The organism is Azovibrio restrictus DSM 23866 (genome assembly GCF_000429665.1).
Taxonomy (GTDB): Bacteria; Pseudomonadota; Gammaproteobacteria; order Burkholderiales; family Rhodocyclaceae; genus Azovibrio; species Azovibrio restrictus.
Genome location: NZ_AUCH01000015.1, coordinates 124,163 through 150,036 on the forward strand (window position 1 = coordinate 124,163; position 25,874 = coordinate 150,036).

Annotated in this window: 27 protein-coding genes; 13 read left to right on the plus strand and 14 right to left on the minus strand. The window is 63.9% G+C overall.

Annotated features, from left to right (window positions below; genetic code table 11):
- Nucleotides 1-15: 15 nt before the first annotated feature.
- From G474_RS0113325 to G474_RS0113345, 5 genes are all read right to left on the minus strand, one after another.
- On the minus strand, nucleotides 16-1,395 hold the full coding sequence (locus tag G474_RS0113325) for a phosphomannomutase/phosphoglucomutase (RefSeq protein ID WP_026687412.1): 1,380 nt from the start codon (nucleotides 1,393-1,395) through the stop codon (nucleotides 16-18).
- Between the two features lie 78 nt (nucleotides 1,396-1,473).
- A complete protein-coding gene (locus G474_RS0113330; protein ID WP_026687413.1) occupies nucleotides 1,474-1,899 on the minus strand; it encodes a YybH family protein in 426 nt (141 codons plus the stop codon).
- Between the two features lie 2 nt (nucleotides 1,900-1,901).
- Entirely contained in the window at nucleotides 1,902-2,924 is a 1,023-nt protein-coding gene (waaF, locus tag G474_RS0113335; RefSeq protein ID WP_026687414.1) for a lipopolysaccharide heptosyltransferase II, read from the minus strand.
- Between the two features lie 10 nt (nucleotides 2,925-2,934).
- Nucleotides 2,935-3,126: a zinc-finger domain-containing protein gene (locus tag G474_RS0113340; RefSeq protein ID WP_026687415.1), complete on the minus strand. Its 192-nt coding sequence runs from the start codon at nucleotides 3,124-3,126 to the stop codon at nucleotides 2,935-2,937.
- Between the two features lie 18 nt (nucleotides 3,127-3,144).
- Nucleotides 3,145-4,065, minus strand: a complete 921-nt coding sequence (locus G474_RS0113345) for a branched-chain amino acid transaminase (protein ID WP_026687416.1) — start codon at nucleotides 4,063-4,065, stop codon at nucleotides 3,145-3,147.
- 105 nt (nucleotides 4,066-4,170) lie between these two features.
- On the opposite strand from G474_RS0113345, the gene G474_RS0113350 reads away from it, so the two are divergent.
- Genes G474_RS0113350 through mnmA form a run of 3 tightly spaced genes read left to right on the plus strand, consistent with a single transcriptional unit; the run spans nucleotide 4,171 to nucleotide 6,294 of the window.
- The gene (locus tag G474_RS0113350; protein WP_026687417.1) at nucleotides 4,171-4,626 is read left to right on the plus strand and encodes an NUDIX hydrolase; all 456 of its coding nucleotides are present in this window, start codon (nucleotides 4,171-4,173) and stop codon (nucleotides 4,624-4,626) included.
- A complete protein-coding gene (locus G474_RS0113355; RefSeq protein ID WP_026687418.1) occupies nucleotides 4,623-5,204 on the plus strand; it encodes a hypothetical protein in 582 nt (193 codons plus the stop codon). The genes G474_RS0113350 and G474_RS0113355 overlap by 4 nt, the downstream gene beginning before the upstream one ends.
- Nucleotides 5,194-6,294, plus strand: coding sequence for a tRNA 2-thiouridine(34) synthase MnmA (gene mnmA / locus G474_RS0113360; RefSeq protein WP_026687419.1), 1,101 nt, complete (start codon nucleotides 5,194-5,196; stop codon nucleotides 6,292-6,294). Before G474_RS0113355 ends, mnmA begins: the two co-directional genes overlap by 11 nt.
- Before the next feature lie 9 nt (nucleotides 6,295-6,303).
- On the opposite strand, the gene G474_RS0113365 is transcribed toward mnmA, so the two are convergent.
- Both G474_RS0113365 and G474_RS0113370 read right to left on the minus strand, forming a co-directional pair.
- Nucleotides 6,304-6,786 (minus strand): bacteriohemerythrin, encoded by a 483-nt coding sequence (locus G474_RS0113365; protein ID WP_026687420.1) that lies wholly within the window; start codon nucleotides 6,784-6,786, stop codon nucleotides 6,304-6,306.
- 215 nt (nucleotides 6,787-7,001) lie between these two features.
- Nucleotides 7,002-7,610: a glutathione S-transferase gene (locus G474_RS0113370; RefSeq protein WP_026687421.1), complete on the minus strand. Its 609-nt coding sequence runs from the start codon at nucleotides 7,608-7,610 to the stop codon at nucleotides 7,002-7,004.
- Between the two features lie 153 nt (nucleotides 7,611-7,763).
- Here G474_RS0113370 and purB point away from each other — a divergent pair, with 153 nt between their 5' ends.
- The 3 genes from purB (at nucleotide 7,764) to G474_RS0113385 (ending at nucleotide 10,095) form a co-directional block, all read left to right on the plus strand.
- Nucleotides 7,764-9,131: an adenylosuccinate lyase gene (purB, locus tag G474_RS0113375; protein ID WP_026687422.1), complete on the plus strand. Its 1,368-nt coding sequence runs from the start codon at nucleotides 7,764-7,766 to the stop codon at nucleotides 9,129-9,131.
- A 64-nt stretch (nucleotides 9,132-9,195) separates the two neighbouring features.
- Nucleotides 9,196-9,513, plus strand: a complete 318-nt coding sequence (locus G474_RS0113380) for a DUF2322 family protein (RefSeq protein ID WP_026687423.1) — start codon at nucleotides 9,196-9,198, stop codon at nucleotides 9,511-9,513.
- 120 nt (nucleotides 9,514-9,633) lie between these two features.
- Nucleotides 9,634-10,095 carry a c-type cytochrome gene (locus tag G474_RS0113385; RefSeq protein WP_026687424.1) on the plus strand — a complete coding sequence of 154 codons (462 nt, stop codon included), beginning with the start codon at nucleotides 9,634-9,636 and terminating at the stop codon, nucleotides 10,093-10,095.
- A gap of 57 nt (nucleotides 10,096-10,152) precedes the next feature.
- Here the strand turns inward: G474_RS0113385 and G474_RS0113390 are convergent, their stop codons facing one another.
- On the minus strand, nucleotides 10,153-10,674 hold the full coding sequence (locus tag G474_RS0113390) for a hypothetical protein (protein ID WP_245589364.1): 522 nt from the start codon (nucleotides 10,672-10,674) through the stop codon (nucleotides 10,153-10,155).
- Nucleotides 10,675-10,836: 162 nt separating this feature from the next.
- Between G474_RS0113390 and G474_RS0113395 the strand changes: the two genes are divergently transcribed.
- Nucleotides 10,837-11,433, plus strand: a complete 597-nt coding sequence (locus tag G474_RS0113395; protein ID WP_245589365.1) for a rhodanese-like domain-containing protein — start codon at nucleotides 10,837-10,839, stop codon at nucleotides 11,431-11,433.
- Nucleotides 11,434-11,641: 208 nt separating this feature from the next.
- Here the strand turns inward: G474_RS0113395 and G474_RS0113400 are convergent, their stop codons facing one another.
- The 6 genes from G474_RS0113400 to xseA all read right to left on the minus strand — a co-directional run bounded on the left by G474_RS0113400 (nucleotide 11,642) and on the right by xseA (nucleotide 21,726).
- On the minus strand, nucleotides 11,642-14,908 hold the full coding sequence (locus G474_RS0113400) for a type I restriction endonuclease subunit R (protein WP_026687427.1): 3,267 nt from the start codon (nucleotides 14,906-14,908) through the stop codon (nucleotides 11,642-11,644).
- Nucleotides 14,909-14,938: 30 nt separating this feature from the next.
- Nucleotides 14,939-16,267: a restriction endonuclease subunit S gene (locus tag G474_RS0113405; RefSeq protein WP_026687428.1), complete on the minus strand. Its 1,329-nt coding sequence runs from the start codon at nucleotides 16,265-16,267 to the stop codon at nucleotides 14,939-14,941.
- On the minus strand, nucleotides 16,264-17,274 hold the full coding sequence (locus G474_RS0113410; protein ID WP_026687429.1) for a PDDEXK nuclease domain-containing protein: 1,011 nt from the start codon (nucleotides 17,272-17,274) through the stop codon (nucleotides 16,264-16,266). Before G474_RS0113410 ends, G474_RS0113405 begins: the two co-directional genes overlap by 4 nt.
- On the minus strand, nucleotides 17,271-19,562 hold the full coding sequence (locus G474_RS24195; RefSeq protein WP_245589366.1) for a type I restriction-modification system subunit M: 2,292 nt from the start codon (nucleotides 19,560-19,562) through the stop codon (nucleotides 17,271-17,273). Before G474_RS24195 ends, G474_RS0113410 begins: the two co-directional genes overlap by 4 nt.
- A 182-nt stretch (nucleotides 19,563-19,744) precedes the next feature.
- Complete coding sequence (locus tag G474_RS0113420; RefSeq protein ID WP_026687431.1) at nucleotides 19,745-20,329, minus strand: superoxide dismutase; 585 nt, start codon at nucleotides 20,327-20,329, stop codon at nucleotides 19,745-19,747.
- A gap of 41 nt (nucleotides 20,330-20,370) precedes the next feature.
- Nucleotides 20,371-21,726, minus strand: a complete 1,356-nt coding sequence (gene xseA / locus G474_RS20790; protein ID WP_043464392.1) for an exodeoxyribonuclease VII large subunit — start codon at nucleotides 21,724-21,726, stop codon at nucleotides 20,371-20,373.
- Between the two features lie 347 nt (nucleotides 21,727-22,073).
- On the opposite strand from xseA, the gene G474_RS0113430 reads away from it, so the two are divergent.
- The 6 genes from G474_RS0113430 to adk all read left to right on the plus strand — a co-directional run bounded on the left by G474_RS0113430 (nucleotide 22,074) and on the right by adk (nucleotide 25,865).
- Nucleotides 22,074-22,679 carry a MotA/TolQ/ExbB proton channel family protein gene (locus G474_RS0113430; RefSeq protein WP_026687432.1) on the plus strand — a complete coding sequence of 202 codons (606 nt, stop codon included), beginning with the start codon at nucleotides 22,074-22,076 and terminating at the stop codon, nucleotides 22,677-22,679.
- 15 nt (nucleotides 22,680-22,694) lie between these two features.
- The gene (locus tag G474_RS0113435; RefSeq protein WP_026687433.1) at nucleotides 22,695-23,117 is read left to right on the plus strand and encodes an ExbD/TolR family protein; all 423 of its coding nucleotides are present in this window, start codon (nucleotides 22,695-22,697) and stop codon (nucleotides 23,115-23,117) included.
- Nucleotides 23,117-24,130: a tetraacyldisaccharide 4'-kinase gene (gene lpxK / locus G474_RS0113440; RefSeq protein ID WP_026687434.1), complete on the plus strand. Its 1,014-nt coding sequence runs from the start codon at nucleotides 23,117-23,119 to the stop codon at nucleotides 24,128-24,130. Before G474_RS0113435 ends, lpxK begins: the two co-directional genes overlap by 1 nt.
- Nucleotides 24,111-24,287, plus strand: a complete 177-nt coding sequence (locus G474_RS0113445) for a Trm112 family protein (RefSeq protein ID WP_026687435.1) — start codon at nucleotides 24,111-24,113, stop codon at nucleotides 24,285-24,287. The genes lpxK and G474_RS0113445 overlap by 20 nt, the downstream gene beginning before the upstream one ends.
- Before the next feature lie 37 nt (nucleotides 24,288-24,324).
- Nucleotides 24,325-25,098 carry a 3-deoxy-manno-octulosonate cytidylyltransferase gene (gene kdsB / locus G474_RS0113450; protein ID WP_026687436.1) on the plus strand — a complete coding sequence of 258 codons (774 nt, stop codon included), beginning with the start codon at nucleotides 24,325-24,327 and terminating at the stop codon, nucleotides 25,096-25,098.
- 113 nt (nucleotides 25,099-25,211) lie between these two features.
- Nucleotides 25,212-25,865 carry an adenylate kinase gene (gene adk / locus G474_RS0113455; RefSeq protein WP_026687437.1) on the plus strand — a complete coding sequence of 218 codons (654 nt, stop codon included), beginning with the start codon at nucleotides 25,212-25,214 and terminating at the stop codon, nucleotides 25,863-25,865.
- Nucleotides 25,866-25,874: the final 9 nt, after the last annotated feature.

Sequence of the window (25,874 nt, forward strand, 5' to 3'; positions counted from 1 at the left end):
GGCGATGGAGGGCGGCTAGAAAGGCAGGGTGAGTCCCGGCCAGACGGCCAGGAGGGCCTGGCGGAAGTCGGCCTGGATGCGGGCGATGGCGGCTTCGTCGTCGGCCTCGAAGCGCAGCACCACCACGGGGGTGGTGTTGGAGGGACGGGCCAGGCCGAAGCCGTCGGCGTATTCGACCCGTACCCCGTCGATGGTGATGCGCTCCAGGGCCCCTGAGAATTGCGCTTCGGCCTTGAGCTTGTCCACCAGAGCGAAGGGCTCGCCCTCGGCCATCTTGATGTTCAGCTCGGGGGTGGAGACTGCCTTGGGCAGGGCCTGCAGCACCGGGTTGGCGTCGGCGCTGCGGGAGAGGATTTCCAGCAGGCGGGCGCCGGTGTAGAGGCCGTCGTCGAAGCCGTACCAGCGTTCCTTGAAGAAGGTGTGGCCGCTCATCTCACCGGCCAGGGGGGCGCCGGTTTCCTTGAGCTTGGCTTTCACCAGGGCGTGGCCGGTGTTCCACATCAGGGGCTCGCCGCCGTGCTGGCGGATCCAGGGGGCGAGCAGGCGGGTGCACTTCACGTCGTAGATGATCTGGCCGCCCGGGACCCGGGATAGCACGTCGGCGGCGAACAGCATCAGCTGCCGGTCCGGGTAGATGATTTCCCCGTCCTTGGTGACCACGCCGAGCCGGTCCCCGTCCCCGTCGAAGGCAATGCCGATCTCGGCGTCGGTCTCCTGCAGGGCCTTGATCACGTCGGCCAGGTTTTCCGGCTTGGAGGGGTCCGGATGGTGATTGGGGAAGTTGCCATCCACTTCGCAATAGAGAGGCACGATGTCGCAGCCCAGGCGCTTGAACAGCTCGGGGGCGATGCCGCCGGCGACGCCGTTGCCGCAGTCCATGACGATCTTCATGGGGCGGGCCAGTTTCACGTCGGTGACGATGCGTTCCAGGTAGGCTGCCTGCACGTCGGCGCTACGGCGTTGGCCTTGGCCGCTGAGCAGGTTGCCGGCTTCGATGCGGGCCTTCAGTTGCTGGATCGCATCCAGGGCCAGGGTGGTGCCGCCAATGACCATTTTCAGGCCGTTGTAGTCGGGGGGGTTGTGGCTGCCAGTGACGGAGACACAGGAGTGGCAGCCCAGCTCGTAGGCGGCGAAGTAGGTGAGGGGGGTGGGCACGCAGCCGATGTCGATGGCGTCCACCCCGGCGGCGCAGATGCCTTCCATTAGGGCGCCGGCCAGACTGGGGCCGGACAGGCGTCCGTCGCGGCCCACGGCAATGGCGGTCTGCTGCTGTTCCCGGGCCAGGGAGCCCAGGGCCTGGCCCACCAGGCGGACCACGTCCGGCGTCAGGGATTTGTCCACGATGCCGCGGATGTCATAGGCCTTGAAGATTTCGGCGGGGAGCTGGTGCATCATTGCCTCGTCATGAATAGGGGGCGGAGTGTAAAGGGACTGGTGCCATGCGTCCAGCATCGGCACCGGCAGCAGAGGGGGTCAGTGCAGCACCCGGTGTTCGCCTTCGCTCACCGTGGGTTCGGCAGCCGCGGAAGAGTGCCGGCAGACCAGGCGCCAGCCATGGGGGCCCCGGGTGAACACGTTGGTGGCCTGGAGGGGGCCGGTGATTTCCTCGCCCACCTGCAGGTGTTCGACGATCTGGTGCACCGAAAGCAGCATGCCCTGCCACTGGGCGATGCGGTTGCCGTTGATCTGCAGCCGGGTGGTGGCGAGGACCTGGCGCCAGCTTTCCCGGATCGCCGCCAGGCCCTGCAGTTGCTGGCCGGTGGGGTGGGTGCAGATGACTTCCTCGTCTTCGGACCAGACGGCCATCAGGGCCTCCAGGTCGCCTCTGGCGATGGCGTCGTAGAAGGCGGATTCCGCGTCTTCCGGGGTGGCAAACAGGGGCGGGGCAGGCGGGTTCATGATCAGTTCTCTCTGCTACCCAGGCGGCTCAGGCAGGCATCCAGGACCCGGGCGGGTTCCAGCTTGGTCAGGCAGTCCGTGTGGCCGAAGGGGCAATCCCGCTTGAAGCAGGGGCTGCAGGGCAGGCCCAGTCGCAGGACCGTGGCCTGCTCCGACAGGGGCGGGGTGAACTCGGGGGTGGAGGAGCCGAACAGGGCGATGCAGGGCCGGTCCAGGGCGGCGGCCACGTGCATCAGGCCCGAGTCGTTGCAGACCACCAGCTGGGCCTGGGCAATCAGGTCTATGGCCTGGGCCAGGTGGGTGATGCCGCAAAGGTTGCGGCAGCCGCCAGGGGTCTGCGCGACAATGGCGTCCCCCACGGGTTTGTCCTTGCCCGAGCCGAGCAGCCAGACCGGGTGACCCCGTTCCACCAGCACCCGGGCCAGGGCAGCAAAGTGGTTCACCGGCCAGCGCTTGGCGGGGCCGTACTCGGCCCCGGGACAGAGCACCACCAGCCGCTCGGGGCGTTCCAGGCCCAGGGCCGCCAGGGTGGCATCCTGCTGTTCCCGGCTGGAGTTGATGCGGGGATGGGGGATGGGGCGCTCCAGGGGCGCGCCCGGGGTTTCCGCCAGCTGGGCAAAACGCTCCACCATCAGGGGCAGGGCGGTCTTATCCAGGGTGTGGCGCACGTTCACCAGGCCGAAGCGGCTTTCGCCAGTGAAGCCGATGCGCTGCGGAATGCCGGCAAAGAAGGGGATCAGGGCCGACTTGAGGGAGTTGGGCAGCAGGTAGGCCTGGTCGTAATGCTGCCGGGCCAGGTCCTTGGCCAGGGCGAAGCGCTTTTTCAGGGAAAGCTCCCCGTGGGCAAAGGGATTGTCCACGATGCGGGAGATTTCCGGCATGCGCGCCAGCACCGGCCCGACCCAGGAGGGAGCCAGGGCATCCAGCTCCAGTCCGGGGTGGCGGGCCTTGAGGCGGGCAAACAGGGGCTGGGCCAGGATGGCGTCGCCGATCCAGGCCGGGGCCACTATCAGGGCCCGTGCCACCGGGGGCACCCTAATGATGGCCCTTGGGCAGCTCGCCCTTGAAGACGTAGTGGGTGCCGCAGTAGGGGCAGACGGCTTCGCCGCCGTGGCTTACGTCCAGGAATACCCGGGGGTGCTGGCACCACAGTTCGGCGCCAGGGGGCGGGCAATGCAGGGGCAGGTCGCCAGCGGTGATTTCGACGGTGCGGTTTTGATCAGCCATGTCCGGATTCCCTTTCTCTTACACGTAGGCGAGCCAGTCCTTGTGGTCGGGGGAGCGCCCGTACACCACATCGAAATACTTCTGCTGCAGCAGGGCGGTGACGGGGCCCCGCTTGCCGGCGCCGATGGTGCGGTTGTCCAGTTCCCGGATGGGGGTGACCTCGGCGGCGGTGCCGGTGAAGAAGGCCTCGTCGGCGCAATACACTTCGTCCCGGGTGATGCGCTTTTCCTGCACCTGGATGCCCAGTTCGGCGGCCAGGGTGAGGATGGTGGCCCGGGTGATGCCTTCCAGGCAGGAGGTCAGGTCAGGGGTGTACAGCTTGCCCTGCTTGACGATGAACAGGTTCTCGCCGGCGCCTTCGGCCACGTAGCCTTCCGGATCCAGGAGCATGGCCTCGTCGTAACCGTCGGCGGTCACTTCGTTGTTGGCCAGGATGGAGTTCATGTAGGCACCGGAAGCCTTGGCGCGCACCATGTTGATGTTCACGTGGTGGCGGGTGTAGCTGGACGTCTTGACGCGGATGCCGCGCTCCATGCCGTCCTCACCCAGGTAGGCGCCCCAGGGCCAGGCGGCGACGATGATGTGCACCTTGGCGCCCTTGGGGGAAACGCCCATCTTTTCCGAGCCGTAGAAGGCCAGGGGGCGCAGGTAGCCGGATTCCAGCTTGTTGGCGCGGATCACTTCCTTCTGGGCTTCGTTGATGGTGTCCTTGTCGAAGGGCATGGCCATCTGGAAGATGTGAGCGGAATTGAACAGGCGGTTGGTGTGTTCCTGGAGCCGGAAGATGGCAGTGCCGGTCTCGGTCTTGTAGGCGCGCACGCCTTCGAAGACGCCCATCCCGTAGTGCAGGGAATGGGTGAGGACGTGGGTCGTGGCATCCCGCCACGGCACCAGTTTGCCGTCATACCAGATAAACCCGTCGCGATCCGCCATGGACATGATGCCACTCTCCTTCTATTTAGCCAGCTGCGTCAAAGCTTGCCATTCTAGCGGATTTCGTCCGCTAGAATAACGCCCTTGATCCTTGATGGCCCGTCTTTGCCCATGTCCGAACGTCTCTGGAAACCCAATGTTACCGTGGCTGCCCTGGTGCAGCGGGATGGCCGGTTCCTGCTGGTGGAGGAGGAAACCGAGGCGGGTATCCGCTACAACCAGCCCGCCGGCCACCTGGAGCGGGGCGAATCCCTGGTCCAGGCCGTGGTGCGGGAGTGCCTGGAGGAAACCGGCTACCACTTCGTGCCCCAGTACCTGGTGGGCATCTACCAGTGGCCCCGGCCGGACGGGGAAATCACCTACCTGCGCTTTGCCTTCGGGGGCGAACTGCGCGGTTACGAGCCGGAGCGCCCCCTGGACGAAGGCATCATCGGCCCCCGCTGGCTGGACGTGGATACCCTGCGGGCCTCCACGGCCATGCACCGCAGCCCCCTGATCCTGCGCTGCGCCGAAGACTGCCTGGCGGGCCGGCGCCTGCCCCTGGATGCCATCGTCCATTACGGATGAAGTGCCGTGTCCTCCTCGTCCTGCTCTTGGCCTGGTGCGCCAGCGCGGTGGCGGAGTCCCGGGAGGCCCGGGTCGAGGTGTGCTTCAATTACGGTTGTCTGAGCCGCTGGCCGGTGGTGTTCGAGCCCCTGCGCCTGGATGGAGTGCTGCTGATGCTGGAGCGGGCCGAGAGCGCCGCCGGGGAGCGCCAGCTCCTGGCCCTGGCCATCGGCGAACTGTATGCCCAGGCAGCGGAACAGACGCCCATCGGCCGGGACCGGGGCGGCAACTATGCCGACGATACGGCTTTCGGGCGCATGGATTGCATCGATCATTCCACCACCACCACTGCCTTCTTGAAGCTCCTGGAGCAGCGGGGAGGCTTGCGCTGGCACCGGGTGCTGGAGCCGGCGCGGCGGGTGCGGGGGGTGGTGTTTCAACATTTCTCTGCTGTCATCGAGGAACTCCCGGTGGCGGCGCAGGGTCGGCAGGAGCCGCCGCGCTACGTGGTGGACAGCTGGTTCGTGGATAACGGCAAGCCGGCGGTGATCCTGCCGCTGGATGCCTGGATGGAAGGGGAAGGTCCTGATGTCGAATAAGAAAACCGTGGTGGTGGGCCTCTCGGGGGGCGTGGATTCATCCGTGTCGGCCTTGCTCCTGAAGCAGCAGGGTTACCACGTGGTGGGCATGTTCATGAAGAACTGGGAGGACGACGATACCGAGGAGTACTGCTCTTCCCGCCAGGATCTGATCGATGTGATGAGCGTTGCCGATGTGCTCGGCATCGACGTGGAAGTGGTCAACTTTGCCGCCGAGTACCGGGACCGGGTGTTTGCCGAGTTCCTGCGCGAATACCAGGCGGGCCGCACCCCCAACCCGGATGTGCTGTGCAATTCCGAAATCAAGTTCAAGGCCTTCCTGGAGCACGCCCTGAAGCTGGGGGCTGATTACATCGCCACCGGCCATTATGCCGGGGTGCGGGAATTCGACGGCCGCTACCAGTTGCTCAAGGCCGAGGACGGCACCAAGGACCAGAGCTATTTCCTCTACCGTCTGAACCAGGCCCAGCTCTCGAAAACCCTGTTTCCCCTGGCCCATCTCTACAAGCGCGAGGTGCGCAAGATGGCCGAGGCGGCCGGTCTGCACGTGGCCGCCAAGAAGGACTCCACCGGCATCTGCTTCATCGGCGAGCGCCCCTTCAAGGACTTCCTCTCCCGCTACCTGCCGCCCAAGCGGGGGAAAATCCGCCGTCTGGACGACGGCAAGGTGCTGGGCGAACACGACGGCCTCATGTACCACACCATCGGGCAGCGGAAGGGACTGCATATCGGCGGCCTGAAGGAAAAGGGCCAGCCCGGTGGCGGCGATCACGAGGCCTGGTTCGTGGCCGGCAAGGACATGGAGAAGAATGTCCTTTACGTGGTCCAGGGGCATGAGCATCCGGCCCTGCAGCAGGAAGTCCTGCTGGCGGACCAGCTTTCCTGGGTGGCCGGCGAGGCGCCCCGGACCCATTGGGTGTACACCGCCAAACCCCGTTACCGCAGCGAAGATGCGCCCTGCGAGATCGAGCGGGTGGATGGGAAGGGTTGTGAAATCCGCTTTGCCCAGCCCCAGTGGGCCCTGACGCCGGGGCAGTCGGTGGTGGTCTATGAAAGCCGGGTGTGCCTGGGGGGCGGCGTCATCTGCTGAGGGGGCGCCTCACCAGAATTTCCACCACTTGCGCTTGTGGGAGCGCAGGGCCTGTTCCGATTTCTGGGCCCAGTGGTCGAACTGTTTGTGGCCGCTTTTCTGGAAGAAGGCGGCATATTTCATGTCCTCCCCCAGGATGTGCTTGGTCAGCCAGTTACGCAGGAAGTGCAGTAGTTCGAAGCTGATGGCCGCAGTGCCGGAGTTGATTTTCTCCTGCAGGGTTTCCACCTCGGCCACCAGGTTCTTGTGCAGCAGGCAGTGGCCGTCGTAATCGGGGTAGCCCCCCAGATGCATCAGGCTCTGCTCCAGGGCGAAATGGATGCGGGTGTAGTCCACCAGCTCCTTGAGGATCTCGGCGCAGGCGGCCGAGCCCTGGCGGGCGACGATGGCCCTGTGCAGGCGTTCGATCAGTTCAAAAAGGGCTTTGTGCTGTTCGTCTATTTCCGGGATGCCGACGCTGTAACTGTCGGACCAGGTGAATTCTTTTGCCATTTTTTTGTGACGCAGCCGCTGCCGGATGCGTTCTCTCTCTGTGGTTGATGCCGTGACTGATGCTGAAGGCGCAATTCCTTCGGAATTATTTCATGCCTTGGACATGAAGGCCAGGAAAGGCGGGGGCGGAGGCGGGCAGGAGAGGAAAACGAAGGCCGCCCAGGGGGCGGCCGGAAGGGCTTGAAACGAGCAGGGGCGGGCGTTGCCGCCCGGGCTCATTCCTGGGGCAGGGTATCCTGGAAGGAGGGGCGCTGAGAGAGCTTGTCGTAGAGCCGGGCCAGGTTGGGGTGCGCCTGGCCCCATTCGATGTCGGGAAAGCGGAACAGCAGGTAGCCCAGGGCGGTGCCCACGGCGATGTCCGCCAGGGTCATGGGGGTGCCCATGCAGAAGGATTGTTCCCCCAGCTCCCGGGCCATGAAGGCCAGGCTTCTCATGATCTTTTCCCGCTGGCGGCGGATGAAGGTCTTGCTTTGTTCCCCGGCCGGGCGCTGGGATTCCAGGCGGGCGGCCACGGCGGCGTCCAGGAGTCCGTCGGCCAGGGCTTCCCAGCGCTTGACCTCGGTGCGCTCCCGGTTGGGGGCGGGGAACAGCTTGTTGTTGGGCGTGACGTTGTCGATGTACTCGACGATGACGCGGGAGTCGAACAGGGGGGTGCCGTCATCCAGCACCAGCACGGGAATCTTGCCCAGGGGGTTGTAGTCGGGTACGACGGAGTCTTCGTCCCAGGGGGACTGGATGTCCAGGTCGTATTCGATCTTCTTTTCTGCCAGCACGATGCGGGCCTTGCGCACGTAGGGGCTGGTCAGTGAGCCGATGAGCTTCATCAGTTTCTCGTGAGTTGGAGTGAATCGATTATATCCCAGGGGAGGGGCGTCAATGCTTGCCGTTCGTCGGCATGCCTTGCCCCTTGGGGATTTGCGTTGCTCCCCCGGGGTCCGGCGGGTAAAATCGCGCCCTTGTTTTTCAAGGACTTCTCCATGTCTCTGCACGCCCTCACGGCCCTGTCCCCCCTCGATGGCCGCTATGCCGGCAAGGTGGACGCCCTGCGTCCCCAGTTCTCCGAGTACGGCCTGATCCGCCGCCGCCTCCAGGTGGAAATCGAATGGTTGAAGGCCCTGGCGGCTGAACCCCATTTCGCCGAAATCCCCGCCTTCTCCGCCTCCACTGTGGCCGAGCTGGACGCCCTGGTGGCCGGTTTCGGCCCCGAACAGGCCGCCGAGGTGAAGGCCATCGAGGCCACCACCAACCACGACGTGAAGGCCCTGGAATACTGGATCAAGGACAAGACCAAGGCCAACGCCGAAGTCACCAAGGTCACCGAATTCATCCACTTCGCCTGCACCTCCGAAGACATCAACAACCTCTCCCACGCCCTCATGCTCAAGGCCGCCCGGGACGAGGTGATGCTGCCCTCCCTGGACAAGGTCATCGGCCGCCTGCGCGACCTGGCCCATGAACTGGCCGAGGTGCCCATGATGAGCCGCACCCACGGCCAGCCGGCGACGCCCTCCACCATGGGCAAGGAACTGGCCAACGCCGTCTATCGCCTCAACCGGGCCCGCGTCCGCATCGCCGAGGTCGGCCTGCTGGGCAAGATCAACGGCGCCGTGGGCAACTACAACGCCCACCTGGCCGCCTACCCCGGCTTCGACTGGGAAGGCTTCGCCAAGCGCTTCGTCGAGAGCCTGGGCCTGGAATTCAACCCCTACACCATCCAGATCGAGCCCCATGACGCCATGGCCGAACTGTATGACGCCTTCGCCCGCACCAACACCATCCTCATCGATCTGGACCGGGACGTCTGGGGCTACATCTCCCTGGGCTTCTTCAAGCAGAAGGTGAAGGCCGGCGAAGTGGGTTCTTCCACCATGCCGCACAAGGTCAATCCCATCGACTTCGAGAACTCCGAAGGCAACCTGGGCCTGGCCAACGCCGTCTTGAAGCACCTCTCCGAGAAGCTGCCCATCTCCCGCTGGCAGCGCGACCTGACCGACTCCACCGTGCTGCGCAACATGGGTGTCGGCCTCGGCTACGCCCTGCTCGGCTATGATTCCCTGCTGCGCGGCCTGAACAAGCTGGAAGTGAATGCCCAGGCCATGCACGACGACCTCAACGCCAACTGGGAACTGCTGGCCGAGCCGATCCAGACCGTGATGCGTCGCTACGCCGTGCCCCAGGCCTACGAGAAGCTCAAGGAACTGACCCGGGGCACCCGCGTCACCCGCGAAGGCATGCAGACCTTCGTGCAGTCCCTGGAAATCCCGGAAGCCGCCAAGGCCGAACTGTTGAAGCTGACGCCCTGGGACTACACCGGCAAGGCTGCCGAACTGGCCAAGCGCATCTAAGCGCCTGAACACCGTACCCGGCCGGCCGCCCAGGCGGACCGGCCTTTTTTACGAGGATAACAACATGTCGTTTGCCGAAAACCTGAAAAAACTCCCGGGGATTTCCCACCTGGCCGCGATCCAGCTCCTGGACGCCGAGGGGCAGGAAGTGGCCCTGATCGAGAACAAACCGGGCAGCGCCGGCTCCGTGGCCGTGTACAACCACCTGGCCCAGACCTACGGCTCCATCACCCCGGAAGCGGCGAAGAAGGGCCTGGAAATCTATGCCGAGCACAGCGAGGATGCCCGCCTGAACCCGGGCAAGCACCCCAACATCGACCGGCTGCTGCAGATCGAGGCGGGCGCCCCGGCTCTGCGCGCCAAGCATGTTTTTGCCGTGTAAGCACTTGTAAAAACGGGAACTGGGTTACCTGGGTCACACAGGAATGCCATGCTGCCGGCCTATAATCCGGCCACCCCTGGCTTGTTCGGGGTCAAACCAACCTAGAAACGGAGAAAAGTCATGATGAAGAAGATCACCCTTGCTGTTGCTGCCCTGGCCGTGACCGGCGCCGCCTTTGCCCAGCAGGGCATGAAGCCCGAGGACGCCATCAAGTACCGTCAGGCCGGTTATTCCTACATGGGCTGGTCCATGGGCAAGATCAAGGCCAACCTGGAAGGCACCTACAACAAGGATCAGGTGATTGCCGCCGCCAACACCATCGCCGCCATCGCCAACTCCGGCATGGGCGCCCTGTACGTGCCCGGCTCCGACAAGGACGTAAACGGCGTCAAGACCCGGGTCAAGCCCGAGTTCTTCCAGAAGCAGCAGGAAGTGGGCAAGCTGGCCATGGCCTTCAACAAGGAAGCCAATGAGCTGGCCAAGGTCGCTGCCACCGGCGACGCCGCTGCCGTCAAGGCCCAGTTCGGCAAGGTGGGCGGCTCCTGCAAGGCCTGCCACGACGATTTCCGCATCAAGGACTGAGCCTTTCCGGCTTGGCATGAAGGGGGCGGCCTGGGGTCGCCCCTTTTGCTTTCTGCCTCAGATCACCGTCAGCAGTTCCACCCGCAGCTCATCCGCCCGCCGCCCCCCCTGGCGGGTTTCCATGATGGCCCGGTACCAGGGACCGAAATACTCGCGGATCTTCTCGTGGCTGGGGGCATCGAAGATGTCGTGCATCAGGCTCACATGCACATGGGGGCCGCAGAAGGTCTTCAGGGTGTTGATCATGAAATGCCGGGCCCGGTCCAGATCCTTGGTCACCGGGTCGGGGGGTAGCTCCCGGAAGCCGTGTACCGGCGGCATCGGCTCGCTGGCGGGACCCAGGCTCCCATCCTCCAGGCGCAGGCCCGCCACCTCGATGAGCCCCTCTTCTTCCAGCTGGCCCAGGGCGTGGGTCAGGTCATCCATGACCACCATGGCGCGCAGCTCCGCCACACTGCGCTGCCCATCCACCAGAATCAGCAGCCGCCGGATGCGGGGATTGAGCCCGCCCTGCCGGTGCTGGATTTCCTCCTGGCCTTTCGGCGTCTTCCTGAACACCACGCCCATGTTTGTCTCCATGTTTTTTTGATGCTGCAGTCTAGCAGCGCCGGAGCGGGCTCCGGCCGGGCGTGGCTTCGCGATTATTTATGGCGGCATTGCCGTTCTTTGTGAGCGGGGCGTGTCCGGGTTCTGCTCTGGATCAAGAAGGTGCTGCGGGGCTTGGGGATAATGCCGGTCTTCATGTCGAAGGAATGCAAGACCATGTGGAAGATGATGACCCTGCTGGCAGCCTGGCTGGCCTCCGGAGCCACCCTGGCCCAGGAATATTCCGAACCCCTCAAGATCATCGGTGAGGCGCGCAGCGTCAAGGCCGGGGAGCAGGTCTTCGAGCGTCGCCTGCCGCTTCCCTTCAACCGCTTTCTGGGGGCCCAGGGAGTGCTGCAGCCGGCGGAGCCCGTGCCCGGTGTGGTGATGGTGACCGAGATCGAACTCCTGGCCGCTTTCAACGATCCCAATGCCGTCGTGGTGGATACCCGGGAAATCAAGGACCGGGTCAAGGGCACGATTCCGGGTTCGGTCTCCATGCCTTACACCGAGATCGTGCAGCGCATGGAGGAACTGGGCTGCCGCAAGCCGCCCCAGGGCTCGGACCAGTGGGACTGCAGCCAGGCCCGGATCGTCTATGGTTTCTGCAGCTCTCCGGTCTGCCCCTTCACCCCCACCGCCATCCGCGCCACCACCCGTGCCGGTTTCCCGGCGGCCAACTGGCGCTACTACCGGGGCGGCATGCTGACCTGGGAGGCCGTGGGGCTGCCGGTGGTGGAGGACGATTTCTGAAACGAGCCGGCTACCGGGTTGGAAGGGAGTGGAAGACCGTTGGCAGCGTTTCCCACTAGTGCGCGGTCGCGTCGAAGTCCGGTCGTGATGGACCGGGGCCTTGACGCGCGGGAGAACGGTGGTTACGCCGCCATCGCGGCCCGGGTCAGGGAAAACGTCAGGGACCTGTGCCGACTTCACCCGGTGTATTGCTGATGCTGTTGGCCGGTCAGCGGCCAGCATTCCCCTTCCCCGCCAGCAGCAGATCGAACACCACCCGCGCGAAGCCGGCGGCTTTCTGCGGGTCGGCCAGCAATTGCAGCATCTGGTTCTGGTGGGCGGCGCTACTGTCCATGATGGCGTCGTCGACCGCCTTGGAGAAATCCCCGAGCAGCGCCTGCTCCGGCGAATTGTTGGCGATCTGCTGCATCACCGCGGCGTTCTCGCCGACCTTGTCGCGGATGGTGTAGGCGTAATTGACCATGTCCCTGTCGGTCAGCTGGTCAGCCACGAAAATCTCGTTCAGGCGGCTGATGATCTGCGACAGGAATTCTTCCTTCTTGTCGTTCGGCTTCGCCGTGCCCAGGCCTTCGCCCGGTTCCAGCTTGTACTCGGCGCTATCCTGCTTGAGCAGCAAGTCCTGCTGGCGGATTCTGGCAACGCGGTAGTGGCTGAGGACGACGTTGCTCAAATCGACGTCGTCCTCGTCGAGCAGGCTTTCGCGCAAGAGCGGGCGCAGGTTGCGGGCATAGAGGGCGAGCTTTTCCAGGCCGGTGTCGTCGTAATCGACGATCTGCGACATGAATTCGTAGAAGCGCACGAAGGTGCCGAGGTCCTTCTTGAAAATCTCCAGCGCGTCCTTTTCCTTCTGGCAGTCCTTCAGGCAATTCTCGGCGTTGGCGATGAGCACGGCATCCGCAGTCTTCTTGGTGCGCTCGAACATCACTTTTGCCTGTTTGAAGGCGTCGACCGCAGACTTGTAGCGCTGCTGCCAGCGTTGCACCGCCGGCTTGCAGATATTGGCGATGGCGGCGTTGCTCTTGTTCTTCACGTAGTAGGCGGCGCAGAACTGCTCGACTTCCTGGCCGGTGAAGATGCCTGCCGCGCGCAGCTTGTCGTGCAGCGTGAAGATCAGGTTGGGGTCGGAAACGTCGGCCAGTTCCGCCGTCTGGTAATAGGGCTGGAAGGCGCCGAGGATGTCTTCCGGTTCGTTGAAGAAATCGAGCACGAAGGTGCCGCTCTCGGCCTTGTTCGGGTAGGTTCGGTTCAGTCGCGACAGGGTCTGCACGCATTCGACGCCGGCCAGCTTCTTGTCCACGTACATGGCGCACAGCTTGGGCTGGTCGAAACCGGTCTGGAACTTGTTGGCGACGATCATCACCTGATAGTCGTCGGAATCGAAGGCAACACGCATGTCGCGCTTCTTCAGTGCCGGATTCATGTTGCTCTCGGTGAACTGCTGGCCAACCAGGGCGTCGGCGTTCGGGTCCTTGTCGGTGAAGGTCACCTCACCCGAGAAGGCAACCATGGCGTGGATCTTCTGGTAGCCGTGATCCTTGATATAGCTGTCAAAACACTGCTTGTAGCGCACCGCCTCCTTGCGCGAACTGGTCACCACCATCGCCTTGGCCTGGCCGCCGAGCAGGCCGAAGACGTGCTCGCGGTAGTGTTCGACGATCAGCTTCACCTTCTGCGCAATGTTGTGGTCGTGTAGCCGCACCCACTGGTTGAGCCGCACCCGCGCCCGCTTGCTGTCCACTTCCTGGTCGGCTTCCTGGATTTTCAGCGCCAGTTTGTAGGCCACCTTGTAGTTGGTGTAATTCCTCAGCACGTCGAGGATGAAACCCTCCTCGATGGCCTGGCGCATGCTGTAGACGTGGAAAGCGGCCGGCTTGTTGTTGATCGACGCCACTTCATCCGGACGCGGGCGGCGGCCGAACAGTTCCAGCGTCCTGGCCTTGGGCGTTGCGGTGAACGCGAAGAAGCTCAGGTTGCCGGAAGCGCGGCGCGAAGCCACGGTAGCGGCGATGATGTCGTCGCTGTCCAGCGCCACCTCATCATCCTCGCCCGCCTCCTTCATCAGCACTTCCTTCAACTGCCGCGCCGTCGAACCGCTCTGCGAGGAATGCGCCTCGTCGGCGATGATCGCGTAGCAGCGCTCCTTCAAGCTGACGCTGTTCTCGATGGCCTTGAGCACGAAGGGAAAGGTCTGGATAGTGACGATGATGATCGGCTGCGCGTTTTCCAGCGCGCTGGCGAGCTTTTCCGACTTCGAGCCGTCGCCTTCCTTGTTGTTGATGCGCCCGACCACGCCGTCGGTATGCTCGAACTGGTAGATGGTGTCCTGCAACTGATCGTCCAGCACTGTGCGGTCGGTGACGACGATCACCGACTGGAACTGCTTGCCGCCGTCGGCCTTGTACAGCGCCGACAACTGGTGCGCCACCCAGGCAATCGAGTTGGACTTGCCCGAACCGGCGCTGTGCTGGATCAGGTAACGCTGCCCCGGCCCCTCGCGGCGGGCGGCGGCGAGCAGCTTGTTCACCACGTCCCACTGGTGATAGCGCGGGAAGATCAGGCTTTCCTTCTTGTACTTGCGGCCTTCCCAGTCTTCCTTGTCGTCGATCTGCAAATGCACGAAGCGGGCGAGGATGTTGAGCAGGTTGTCCGGCAGCAGCACCTCGTTCCACAGGTAGTCGGTGGCGTAGCGGTTCACGTCTTCCGGCACGTCGTTGCCGGCGCCGCCATCGGCCGTGCCCTTGTTGAAAGGCAGGAAAACCGTCTCCGCCCCCTCCAGCCGCGTCGCCATATGCACCTCGTACTGGCTCACCGCGAAATGCACCAGCGCGCCGCGCTTGAAGCTCAACAGCGGCTCGGCCTTCTTCGCCACCGGGTCCACCGGCAGCCGCGTCGTCTTGTACTGGCGGATAGCGCGGTCCACCGACTGCTTGAACTCGGATTTCAGTTCCAGCGTCGCCACCGGCAGGCCATTGACGAACAACGCCAGGTCGATGCGCCAGGCCTTGGCCTTGCTACCGGTTTCCGCCAACTGCGCCGCCGACGCCCACGGGCTATAGACCAGCTCCGGCACCACGCGCAGGCGGTTCTTCGCGTAGCGGCCCAGGGTATCCGGGTTCAGGTCGTGTTCCGGCTTGAACTGGCACAGGGAAAGGCGCGCATTGCGGTCGCGCAGCTCATGGCGCAACACGCCCAGGGTGCCGAAACGGCGGCTGTCGGCGTTGGTCGCGTTCGGATCGGCCTTGGCCAACTGGCCGGCGACGAGTTCGAGGAATTTCTCGTCGCTATCCTTCGGGTGATTGGCGCAGAAACGCTGCCACTGCGCCGGCTGCGTCTCCTGCACGAAAGCCAGCGCATCCTCGGAGTAAAGAGCAAGTGCTTGGTTGTAACCCTTCTGAGTACCGAGCAACCAACCATTGGCCTGCAATTGCCGAATGATTTCGTCTTGGAAGATGCGTTCGCTGGCTTGGTCGCTCATGGCTGGGTTCGGGTCGGAGAGTGGAAGAAATCAGGCAGCGGCAGGCTGCCAGTCGCGGACGTCGATCTTGCCGGTGACGGCGGCGGAGATTAGGGCGGTGCGGCGCTCTTGAAGCAGCTCAATCTGCACATTTGCGTTGTTCTCAAGCAGATCAAACTTCCGAAGTTGCTCGTTTATATGCGAGAAAATTTGTTTTCGTTCCTGTTTTGGCGGAATTACCAACGGGGTTTCCTTGATGTTTGTCGAGGAAATTGAAGCTAGGTTTGTGCTCTGTTTTGCCACTCGATAAAAATGATATTTGGCATAGCTGGCACGAGTTACCAAATCAAGCCAATCCGGCTCAATGTCAGCAGGTCTAATTGAAAAAACATGGTTCTGGTGGATGCAAGGAGTTATTTCGGACTTCCAGACGGCTCCCCGACCAAGTTTGTCATTGTCGCCACCCTCGTTCATCAGCACATCGCCATATTTCAAAGCGTATCTTCCAAGCTCCGATGGCTCTATTTGAATTGAGTCAACTTCAGACAAATCAAGGTAGCCGTCCTGAACATTGGCCACGCGCAACATGGGCACTTCAATCGTAACTTTGCCTGTTAAGTCCTTACCCTTGGGAATTCCGGATTGCAGGCTGGCTGAGTGTTTTAACCGACGAACCACCCAATGCGCTGGCACCTCGCCCAGCCATTCCACCCCGGAATCCTTCATCGGGGCGTTGGGGTTGAGGCCTTTGGTCACGGCATGGCTGATGACTGCCTGGCGCTTTTCCTTGAGCAGTTCAATCAGCCGCTGCTGCTTCTCGATCAGCGCGTCGATCTTCGCGGTTTCGTGGTCGAGGAAGGCGGCGATTTGCTTCTGCTCATCCAATGACGGACACAGCATTTGCAGCCGCCGCATCTCCTCGAATTTCATCGACTGCCGCAACCCACCACCCATGCCATAGAAAACTTTGGTCGTGTCATAGGAGTGGAGCAAGCGATAAAGATAGCGGTCGAGAAACTGCGCTTTCGCGGTAAGTTTCAAGTAGGCGGAAGTAATGATTCCCTTCTCGTTCGCCATCCCTACCCGCAGACTGCGTTTGTCATTCTGCAAGTCGGTCAGCCGAAGAATGATGTCTCCCGAATCGACGATCTGATAGGTATTGAAAGACTCGGGTAAAAGCCCGTGATTGTCCTCAACGTCCCTCCGAATGATTCTTCCGTAACTGAGTGACAGCACATTGCTTTCAGCACCGTCGTCGTTCTTTTCGACGCCAGTGGAAGCCACTGAGAATAAAGGCGTCACTTGCCACGACTTCGGAATTTCTCCGACCCACTCCACCCCCGAATCCCGATACGCCGGATAAGCCTTGTACCGACTCATGCCGCGCCCTCCTCGCCCAGATTGGCCAAGTAAAACTCATGCAGTTTGGCCTGCAGCAGCTTCTTGTCCGGCAACTGGGTCTGGTATTGCGCGACCAGGGCCGGCGACAGGCTGCGGCTGAGGGCGTATTCGACCACTTCGTCGTCCTTGCTGGCGCAGAGCAGCAGGCCGATGGCCGGGTTTTCGTGGGGCTTTTTGTGGTCGCGGTCGAGGGCTTCCAGGTAGAAGTTGAGTTGGCCCAGGTGTTCGGGCGAGAAGCGGGTGGTCTTCAGTTCGATGGCGACCAGGCAGTTGAGGCCACGGTGGAAGAAGAGCAGGTCGAGCGCGAAATCCTGCTGGCCGACTTGCAACGGGTATTCGCTGCCGACGAAACAGAAGTCGCGGCCGAGTTCGAGCAGGAATTGGCGCAATTGCGCCAGCAGGCCGCGCTGCAGTTCGCTTTCGAGGTGGGCGGCGGGCAGGTCGAGAAATTCGACCAGGTAGCTGTCCTTGAACACGCTGGCCGCGTCGGGGTGGATTTGTGTCACCAGCGGTGACACTTTTGCCGGGTTGAGGACGACGCGCTCGAAAAGCGCCGTGTCGAACTGCCGCTCCAACTCGCGCTTGCTCCATTTTTCCTGCGCCGCCATGTTCAGGTAGAACTCGCGTTCTTCCGGGCGCTTGCTGCGGCTGAGGATGATCAGGTTATGGGTCCAGGGCAATTGTCGCACCAGTGGTGCGACTTTTTCCTGGGCCTGGTAGGCCTCGTAAAACTGCCGCATGCGGAACAGGTTGGCGCGGGTGAAGCCTTTCAGCCCCGGCTGCGTGCTGGCCAGGTGCTGCGCCAGTTGTTCGACGACACCCTCGCCCCATTCGGCGGCCTTGATCTTGCCGCTGAGGTAGGCGCCGACTTGCCAGTAGAGGTCGATCAGCGCGGTGTTGACGGCCTGGTAGGCGCGCTGGCGGGCGGCTTCGATGAGCCGGGTAATTTCGGCGAAGTCGGGCGTCGCCGGCGTTAATGCGCTCATGAATGCACCTCGCGCAGCAGGGCCATGATTTCGGCGCTGACGGCGTCGAGGTCGGCGTCGATTTCTGCCAGCGGGCGCGGCGGCTGGTATTGGTAGAAGTGGCGGTTGAAGGGAATTTCGTAGCCGACGATGCCGATTTCGCCGTCCTTGGCGTCGCGCTTGCCGGCGTCGATCCAGGCGTCGGGCACGTGCGGCTGCACTTCCTTGAGGAAATAGGCTTCGATGCTTTCGCTGACCGGGCGGCTGGGGTCGAGGGCGATGTTCTCGAAGTCGCGCAGCTCGCCGTCGGCCTGGTATTCAACGATCTCCTTGCCGACCGGGAAAAGGCCATAAAGCGGCGCCGGCTTGCCCTTGTGCAGTTTCTTGACGACCTTTTCTGCGGCCGGGTTCTTCCAGCTGACGGCGTCGGCGATCTGTTTTTTCTCTTTGGCGTCGAGGCTGATGCCGGCCAGGTTGGCGGCGGCCTTGAGCGCGTCGTCCCAGGTGTTGAAGTCGTCGTGCTGCGCCTTGCCGATCACCTGCTGCAGTTGCCGGGCCTTGAGCAGGACGCGCTTCTGGGCGAGCCAGGTGTCGGCGTCGAGCAGGTCCTTGATCTGCTTTTCCTTGAGGTCGGCAAAGTGGCGCTTGAAGTGGGCGCGGATTTCCTGGGCGTAGTCGGCGAGCTGGCCGTAGTCCTCGCAGTCGGCGTCATCGCGCCAGTAGGGCGCGCCGTATTCGGCGTAGATCCACTGCATGGCGGCATTGAGTGCGCCGGACGGGAAGCGCAGCGTGGCGATGCGCTCGTCGCTGAACTGCCAGGAGAGGCGCAGCGGCCGTTCGACGGTGATGCGGCGGTAGCCGAATTCGTGGGTGGCGAAAATCTTGGCGGCGAAGGTCTTGGGCGCTTCGGCCTTCGGGTTGGCTGACTGGCGGCCGCGATTGCTCTTCTGCTCGGCGGGTTTGTCCAGCGGGCGGGCATCGACCGTTTCAAAGTTGCCGAAGCAGCGGGTGATGGTGGCGATGTCGCTTTCGTCCATCACGTTGCGCTTGCTGCCCAGGGATTTGCGCATCTTGCCGCAGAGGTTCACACCGTTGATCAACTGCACCTTGCCCTTGCGCTCGGCGGTTTTCTTGTTGGACAGCACCCAGACGTAGGTGGCGATGCCGGTGTTGTAGAACATGTCGGTGGGCAGCGCGACGATGGCTTCGAGCAGGTCGGCTTCGAGGATGTAGCGGCGGATTTCCGATTCGCCGGAGCCGGCGCCACCGGTGAACAGCGGCGAGCCGTTGAGGATGATGCCGATGCGCGAGCCGCCGTCTTTGACGTCACGCAGCTTGCTGAGCAGGTGCAGCAGGAAGAGCAGCGAGCCGTCGGAGACGCGCGGCAGGCCGGGGCCGAAGCGGCCGTCGTAACCCTTGAGGGTGTGCTCGTCGACGATGTCGCCTTCGATCTTCTTCCAGTCCACGCCGAAGGGCGGGTTGGAGAGCATGTAGTCGAACTTGTCGGCGTACAGGTGATCGTTCGACAGGGTGTTGCCGAGCTTGATGTTGCCGACTTCCTGGCCCTTGATGAGCATGTCGGCCTTGCAGATGGCGTAGCTTTCCGGGTTGAGCTCCTGCCCGTAGGCGCGGATCACCGCCTGCGGATTCAGCTCATGCACGTATTCCATGCCCGCCGACAGGAAGCCGCCGGTGCCGGCGGTCGGGTCGTAGATGGTGCGGATGATGCCGGGCTTGGTCAGCACCGCGTCGTCTTCCATGAACACCAGCGAGGTGGTGAGGCGGACGATGTCGCGCGGGGTGAAGTGCTCGCCCGCCGTGTCGTTCGAGCTTTCGGCAAAGCGCCGGATCAGTTCCTCGAAAACCAGGCCCATCTCGTAGTTGGAAACGGCCTGCGGGCTGATGTCCATGGTGCGGACCTTCTGCACGACCTTGTAGAGCAGGTTGGCGTCGTTGAGGAGGCCGATGAATTCGGCGAACTTGAAGTGATCGAAGATTTCGCGGGCGTCTTTGGAAAAGCACTGGATGTAGCGTTCCAGGTTGGCCTTGATGCCGGCTTCGCCGAGGCTGCCGAGGTCCATCGGCGAGGTATTAAAGAAGGCCAGGCCGTTGGTGGCGCGCAGCAGCATCTTTTCCTGCGCCTCTTCCGGCAGCTTCATGGCCTCGACCACCGGCAGCTGCTTGAGCACGGCGGCCTTGCTCGCGGCGAAGACGCATTCGAGCCGGCGCAGCAGGGTGAAGGGCAGGATGATGCGGCCGTACTGGCTTTGCCTGAAATCGCCACGCAGCAGGTCGGCGAGGGTCCACAAGTCGGCGGCGAGGTTGTTGGTTTCCTGGGTCATGGGCGAGGCTGGTTTTGTTCGGGGATGCCGTGGGGCCAGGTATTTTCGCTGATTTCCCCCGGTTTGCCTCGGGGGGATGGTTTTGTCATGCCTGAAAACAGCAAACCCCGGGACGCATCCCGGGGTTTGCTGGGGCCTGAAGCTGGCGATCAGGCGAAGTTCTTGGCGGCGAAGTCCCAGTTCACCAGGGAAGCCAGGAAGGTTTCCACGAACTTGGGCCGCAGGTTGCGGTAGTCGATGTAGTAGGCGTGTTCCCACACGTCGATGCAGAGCAGGGCCTTGTCGCCGGTGGTCAGGGGGGTGCCGGCGGCGCCCATGTTGACGATGTCGACGGAACCGTCGGCCTTCTTCACCAGCCAGGTCCAGCCGGAGCCGAAGTTGCCCACGGCGGAGGCCTGGAAGGCCTTCTTGAATTCTTCGTAGGAGCCCCACTTGGCGTTGATGGCAGCCGCCAGGGCGCCGCTGGGCTCGCCGCCGCCGGCGGGCTTCATGCAGTTCCAGAAGAAGGTGTGGTTCCAGACCTGGGCGGCGTTGTTATAGACGCCGCCGGCGGGGGCCTTCTTGACGATGGCTTCCAGATCCAGGGCTTCGTATTCGGTGCCCTTGATCAGGTTGTTCAGGTTCACCACGTAGGCGTTGTGGTGCTTGCCGTAGTGGTATTCGATGGTTTCCTTGGAGATGTGCGGCGCCAGGGCGTCCTGGGCGTAGGGCAGAGCGGGCAGTTGATGTTCCATCTTATGTTTCTCCGTTTATTAGGGTTGTGAGCCAGAGGATTCTATTGGGCTTCCCGGGGAGGGGCAACCTGGGTCACCTGAACCTGGGCCTCGCCCCGGGCAAGAACCACTTGGAGCCTGTCGCCGCTGTTCAGTTCCCCGGCATCGCGCACAGCCTGGCCGGCGGCGTCGAAAACCATGGCATAGCCCCGGGCGAGGACCGCATGGGGGTCCAGCTGGCGCAGGCCCTGGGCCGCCTGCTGCAGTCGCCCGGCCCAGTGCTGCTGCCGCTGCTGCCAGGCGTGCCCCAGGCGCAGGGCGAGAATGTCCATGGCTTCCCGGCGGGCGCCCAGCTCCGGGCGCTGATGGTCGAGGCGATAGGCCAGGTGCTGCAGCTGGCGCAGCCGGGTTTCCTGGTGCTGGCGCCGGGCCCGGACCAGACGCTGGGCCAGTTCGTCCAGGCGTTCCCGGCGGGTGGCCAGCTGGCGGCCCGGGGAGGGCAGTCGGGCGGCGAGGTTGTCCAGCCGCTGCTCCCATTGGCGCAGGCGGTTTTCCAGGGGACGGCGCAGGCCCCGGGCCAGGTTTTCCAGGCGGGTTGCTAGGGCCTGCCGGTCGGGGCAGGCCTGTTCGGCGGCGGAAGTGGGGGTGGGGGCGCGCAGGTCGGCGGCGAAATCGGCGATGGTGAAGTCGGTTTCGTGGCCGATGCCGCTTACCACCGGGGGAATGCAGGCGCGGATGGCCCGGGCCACGGCTTCGTCATTGAAGGCCCATAGGTCCTCCATGCTGCCGCCGCCACGGCACAGGATGATCAGGTCGGGCCCGGCGGCAGAGGCCTGGGCCAGGGCCTGAGCGATCTGGGGCGCGGCCCCTTCGCCCTGGACCGGGGTGGGGAACAGGGTGAGGGCCACCTGGGGCGCCCGCCGGGCCAGGGTGGTGAGCACGTCGCGCAGGGCGGCGGCCTGGGGGCTGGTGACGATGGCGATGCGGCGGGGAAAGGCGGGCAGGGGGCGCTTGGTCTCGGGGCGGAACAGGCCTTCTTGTTCCAGCCTGGCCTTCAGTTCGAGAAAGCGTTCGAACAGCCGGCCCTGGCCGGCCAGACGCAGGGTTTCCACATTGAGCTGGTAGTCGCCCCGGGCTTCATAGAGGGTGGCCAGGGCCCGGGCCTCCACCTTCTGGCCGTTTTCGGGGCGGAAGCCCAGCAGCTGGGCCTTGTTGCGCCAGATGGTGCAGCGCACCTGGCCGCCCGGGTCCTTGAGGGTGAAGTAGATGTGCCCGGAGGCGGCCCGGGTGAGATTGGAGATTTCCCCGGCCACCCAGGTCAGGGGCAGCTGGCTTTCCAGCAGGCCGCGCACGACCTGATTCAGTTCTGTGACGCTGAGGACCGGGTTGGAACGGTTTGGAGGCAGGTTGTCAAGCATGGGGGCGAAGTTTACTCCACAAGCCGGGAGGGGGCGCCGGCGTCATGGATGCAAATTTCTGCGTCGCCCTGTTGACAGGGGGTGTTTGTTTTCATGTTGTTGATTTTTAATGGTTTTGAAAGGTTGCCTCGTTTCTGGGCAGGGTAAGGAAAACCCTTGTCCCGCCTGGATTTTGTCCGTTTTGTGACAGGCTTTCCACAAAGTTATCCACAGCTTTTGTGGATAAGCGCCGGGGGCCGCGCCGTTGCTGGATTAATGCCGTATGCAAGGTTTTTTTGTGCCCGGGCTTGCTCTGGGATGGGGGCTGGATGCAGAATGTCCGGCTATTAGAAACCAGCGGAGGTTGCGTGTTTGCTATCGTTCAGGCTGCGGGCTGGCCCATCTGGCCCTTGCTCTTTGCATCGGTGATTGCGGTCGCCCTGATTATCGAACGTTCCGTGGCCCTGCGCCGTTCCCGGATCGTGCCCCAGGGACTGTTGCAGCGGGTGGTGGCGGAGTACCGCAAGGGTAGCGCCAATGAACAACTGGTCAATGACCTGGAGCGTCATTCCCCCCTGGGCCAGGTGCTGGCCGCCGGCCTGCGCAATGCAGGGACTTCCCGGGAGGTGATGAAGGAGTCCATCGAAGAGGTGGGCCGTGCCGTCACCCATCAGCTGGAACGCTACATGACCACCCTGGGCACCATCGCCTCCATCGCTCCCCTGATGGGCCTGTTCGGCACCGTGGTGGGCATGATCGAGATGTTCAGCGCCCAGGTGCCCGGCAGCGCCGATCCCCATCAGCTGGCCCACGGCATTTCCATTGCCTTGTACAACACCGGGTTCGGCATCCTGATCGCCATTCCCTGCATGATCTTCTGGCGCCATTTCCGTGCCCTGATCGACAGCTTCGTCGTGGATATGGAACAGCAGGCCATCCGCCTGGTGGAAGTCATCCATGGCGAGCGCAAGTAAGCCGGGGTCCAGATCATGAATTTCAACCGGGGCCGTGGCCGGGAAGAGCCGGAAATCAACCTGATTCCCCTGATCGACGTGCTGCTGGTGGTGATCATCTTCCTGATGCTGACCACCACCTATGCCCGTTATTCCGGGCTGGAGATCAATCTGCCCTCCGCTGATGCGGCCCAGCGCAACGAGCTGCCCAACGAGATCGAGGTGGCAGTGACCGCAGCCGGGCAGGTGGTGGTGAACCAGCAGCCTCTGCAGAACAGCGAGGTCCGCTTCATCAGCGAGGCCTTGACCCGGGCGGCGGAAGGCCGGGCCGATCCGGTGATCATCATCAGCGCCGACGCCAAGGCGACCCATCAAAGCGTCGTGGACGTCATGCAGGCGGCCCAGTCCGCCGGTTATCCGCGCATTTCCTTCACGACCCAGTCCCAAACCTCCCAGTAATGGCATGGTTGCAGGCGCGCTGGTACGCCCGTAGGCTGTCCCCGGCCCTCTGGCCCCTGGCGCCCCTGAGCCTGTTGTTCGCCCTCCTGGCGGCCCTGCGTCGCCTGGCCTACCGGCGCGGCTGGCTGGCCTCCCAGGCCCTGCCGGTGCCGGTGATCGTGGTGGGCAATCTCACCGTCGGCGGCGCCGGCAAGACGCCCCTGGTGTTGTGGCTGGCCCAGGCCCTGGCCGGGCGGGGCTGGCGGCCGGGCATCGTCAGCCGGGGGTATGGCGGCAGCCAGGCCGAGCCCCAACCGGTCACGGCGGCGGCGACCCCGGAGCAGGTGGGCGACGAGCCGGTGCTGCTGGCCGCCCGCAGCGGCCTGCCCGTATGGGTGGGGCGGGACCGGGTGGCAGCGGGGCGGGCCCTGCTGCAAGCCTGCCCGGAAGTGAACCTGCTCCTCTGCGATGACGGGCTGCAGCATTACCGGCTGCGGCGCGACGTGGAGGTGGCCATCTTCGATGGGCGCGGTGCCGGCAACGGCTGTCTGCTGCCCCTGGGTCCCCTGCGCGAGCCCCTGGGACGGGTGCGCCAGGTCCAGGCCCTGGTCTTCAACGGGGCTCCGGACCACCGGGTGCTGCGCGCTGCCCCCAGCCTGCCCGATTACGGCATGACCCTGGAGCCGGGTTCCTTCTACCGGCTGGGCCAGCCCCAGCAGCGCTGCACGGCGGCGGAGCTGGCCGGGCGCCGGCTGCATGCGGTGGCCGGCATCGGCGACCCGGGCCGTTTCTTCCGCACCCTGGAGCAGCTGGGGCTGGCGTTCGTGCCTCATCCTTTTCCCGATCACCATGCCTACAGCGCCGACGAGCTGGCCTTTCCGGCCGGAGAGGTGATCCTGATGACCGAGAAGGATGCGGTAAAATGCGCCCGCCTCAACCTGGGCGAAGCCTGGGTCCTGCCGGTGGAGGCCTGCCTGCCGCCGGAACTGATCGAAGTCCTGCTGGAGATACTGAATGGACGCAAGGCTCCTTGATATTCTCGTCTGCCCCCTGTGCAAAGGGGAGCTCATCTACAAGAAGGTCGAGCAGGAACTGGTCTGCAAGCCCTGCAAGCTGGCCTACCCGATCCGGGACGACATTCCCGTGATGCTGGAAGAAGAGGCCCGTCCCCTGAAAGCGGACGAGCTCTGATGCTCCGGCTCCCTTTCCTCCGGAACAGGAGCCAGGGATGATCCCCTTCAAGGTCGTCATTCCGGCCCGCTACGCTTCCAGCCGTCTGCCAGCCAAGCCCCTGCTGGACCTGGGGGGGAAGCCCATGGTGGTGCGGGTGGCCGAGCGGGCCCTGGCCTCCGGGGCCGAGGAGGTGCTGGTGGCCACCGATCACGAGGCGGTGCGCGCTGCCGCCGAGGCCCATGGGCTGCCGGTGCTGATGACCCGCACCGACCATCCGAGCGGCACCGACCGTCTGGCGGAAGTGGCCGCCCTGCGCGGCTGGGGCCCCCAGGTGCCGGTGGTGAATGTGCAGGGCGATGAGCCCCTGATCGAGCCGGAACTGATCGCCCGTACCGCTGCCTGCCTGGTGGATAGCGGCGCCGACATCGCCACCCTGGCCCATCCCCTGACGAGTGCGGCGGACTGCTTCAACCCCAACGTGGTGAAGGTGGTGTGCCGGGCCGACGGGGATGCCCTGTATTTTTCCCGGGCCCCCATTCCCTATGCCCGGGACGCTTTCGCCGTTTCCCGGGAGGCGCTGCCGCCGGGCCTGCCCCTGTTCCGCCACGTGGGCCTCTATGCCTACCGCACCGCCTTCCTCAAGGCCTATGCGGATCTGGCGCCCTCACCCCTGGAACAGTTCGAGTCCCTGGAACAGTTGCGGGCCCTGTGGCACGGCTACCGGATCCGGGTCCTGGAGGTGGATGGGGCGCCGCCCCCGGGGGTGGATACCCCCGAGGACGCCGAGCGCATGCGCAAACTGTTTGACCGGCCCGGCGATTGCGGGTAATTTTTCGCCGATGCAGGTGGGCGCAAGGCACCCCGCACAAAAAAACCATACGAGACAAATTCACCGCAGTTCATCACCCTAGCTTCACCCTATAAAACCAACGAGGACTACACATGCGACTGATTCTGTTGGGCGCTCCCGGCGCCGGCAAGGGGACCCAGGCCAAATTCATCACCGAGAAGTACGGCATTCCCCAGATTTCCACCGGTGACATGCTGCGCGCTCAGGTCAAGGCCGGCACCCCCCTGGGGCTGGAGGCCAAGAAACACATGGATGCCGGCGGTCTGGTCCCGGACGCCGTGATCATCGGCATGGTCAAGGACCGGCTGAATCAGGACGACTGCAAGAACGGCTACCTGTTCGACGGCTTCCCGCGCACCATTCCCCAGGCCGAAGCCATGAAGGAAGCCGGTGTGGCCCTGGATTTCGTGCTCGAGGTGGATGTGCCCGACGAGGACATCATCACCCGCATGGCGGGGCGTCGGGTGCACCTGGCCTCCGGCCGCACCTATCACGTCAAGTTCAACCCGCCCAAGGTGGAAGGCAAGGACGACGAGACCGGTGAGGACCTGATCCAGCGGGACGACGACAAGGAAGAAACCGTGAAGAAGCGTCTGGAGGTGTACCACTCCCAGACCAAGCCCCTGGTGACCTTCTACGGCAACTGGGCCGCCACCGGCGATGCCAAGGCTCCCAAGGTGAAGAAGATCGCCGGCGTGGGCAGCGTGGAAGAAATCACCACCCGCGCCTTCGACGCCCTGAAGTAAGGAGTCCCC

Bases quoted from the DNA above. Each gene is read 5' to 3' on its own strand.
- G474_RS0113405 (WP_026687428.1), bottom strand. From the start codon at position 16,267: ATGAGTCGGTACAAGGCTTATCCGGCGTATCGGGATTCGGGGGTGGAG.
- G474_RS0113325 (WP_026687412.1), bottom strand. From the start codon at position 1,395: ATGATGCACCAGCTCCCCGCCGAAATCTTCAAGGCCTATGACATCCGC.
- G474_RS0113395 (WP_245589365.1), top strand. From the start codon at position 10,837: ATGTCGAAGGAATGCAAGACCATGTGGAAGATGATGACCCTGCTGGCA.
- G474_RS0113380 (WP_026687423.1), top strand. From the start codon at position 9,196: ATGTCGTTTGCCGAAAACCTGAAAAAACTCCCGGGGATTTCCCACCTG.
- lpxK (WP_026687434.1), top strand. From the start codon at position 23,117: ATGGCATGGTTGCAGGCGCGCTGGTACGCCCGTAGGCTGTCCCCGGCC.
- xseA (WP_043464392.1), bottom strand. From the start codon at position 21,726: ATGCTTGACAACCTGCCTCCAAACCGTTCCAACCCGGTCCTCAGCGTC.
- G474_RS0113385 (WP_026687424.1), top strand. From the start codon at position 9,634: ATGATGAAGAAGATCACCCTTGCTGTTGCTGCCCTGGCCGTGACCGGC.
- G474_RS0113445 (WP_026687435.1), top strand. From the start codon at position 24,111: ATGGACGCAAGGCTCCTTGATATTCTCGTCTGCCCCCTGTGCAAAGGG.
- mnmA (WP_026687419.1), top strand. From the start codon at position 5,194: ATGTCGAATAAGAAAACCGTGGTGGTGGGCCTCTCGGGGGGCGTGGAT.
- G474_RS0113345 (WP_026687416.1), bottom strand. From the start codon at position 4,065: ATGTCCATGGCGGATCGCGACGGGTTTATCTGGTATGACGGCAAACTG.
- G474_RS0113420 (WP_026687431.1), bottom strand. From the start codon at position 20,329: ATGGAACATCAACTGCCCGCTCTGCCCTACGCCCAGGACGCCCTGGCG.
- G474_RS0113435 (WP_026687433.1), top strand. From the start codon at position 22,695: ATGAATTTCAACCGGGGCCGTGGCCGGGAAGAGCCGGAAATCAACCTG.
- G474_RS0113400 (WP_026687427.1), bottom strand. From the start codon at position 14,908: ATGAGCGACCAAGCCAGCGAACGCATCTTCCAAGACGAAATCATTCGG.
- kdsB (WP_026687436.1), top strand. From the start codon at position 24,325: ATGATCCCCTTCAAGGTCGTCATTCCGGCCCGCTACGCTTCCAGCCGT.
- G474_RS0113370 (WP_026687421.1), bottom strand. From the start codon at position 7,610: ATGAAGCTCATCGGCTCACTGACCAGCCCCTACGTGCGCAAGGCCCGC.
- G474_RS0113330 (WP_026687413.1), bottom strand. From the start codon at position 1,899: ATGAACCCGCCTGCCCCGCCCCTGTTTGCCACCCCGGAAGACGCGGAA.
- G474_RS0113390 (WP_245589364.1), bottom strand. From the start codon at position 10,674: ATGGAGACAAACATGGGCGTGGTGTTCAGGAAGACGCCGAAAGGCCAG.
- G474_RS0113410 (WP_026687429.1), bottom strand. From the start codon at position 17,274: ATGAGCGCATTAACGCCGGCGACGCCCGACTTCGCCGAAATTACCCGG.
- G474_RS0113355 (WP_026687418.1), top strand. From the start codon at position 4,623: ATGAAGTGCCGTGTCCTCCTCGTCCTGCTCTTGGCCTGGTGCGCCAGC.
- G474_RS0113365 (WP_026687420.1), bottom strand. From the start codon at position 6,786: ATGGCAAAAGAATTCACCTGGTCCGACAGTTACAGCGTCGGCATCCCG.
- adk (WP_026687437.1), top strand. From the start codon at position 25,212: ATGCGACTGATTCTGTTGGGCGCTCCCGGCGCCGGCAAGGGGACCCAG.
- G474_RS0113340 (WP_026687415.1), bottom strand. From the start codon at position 3,126: ATGGCTGATCAAAACCGCACCGTCGAAATCACCGCTGGCGACCTGCCC.
- G474_RS0113350 (WP_026687417.1), top strand. From the start codon at position 4,171: ATGTCCGAACGTCTCTGGAAACCCAATGTTACCGTGGCTGCCCTGGTG.
- purB (WP_026687422.1), top strand. From the start codon at position 7,764: ATGTCTCTGCACGCCCTCACGGCCCTGTCCCCCCTCGATGGCCGCTAT.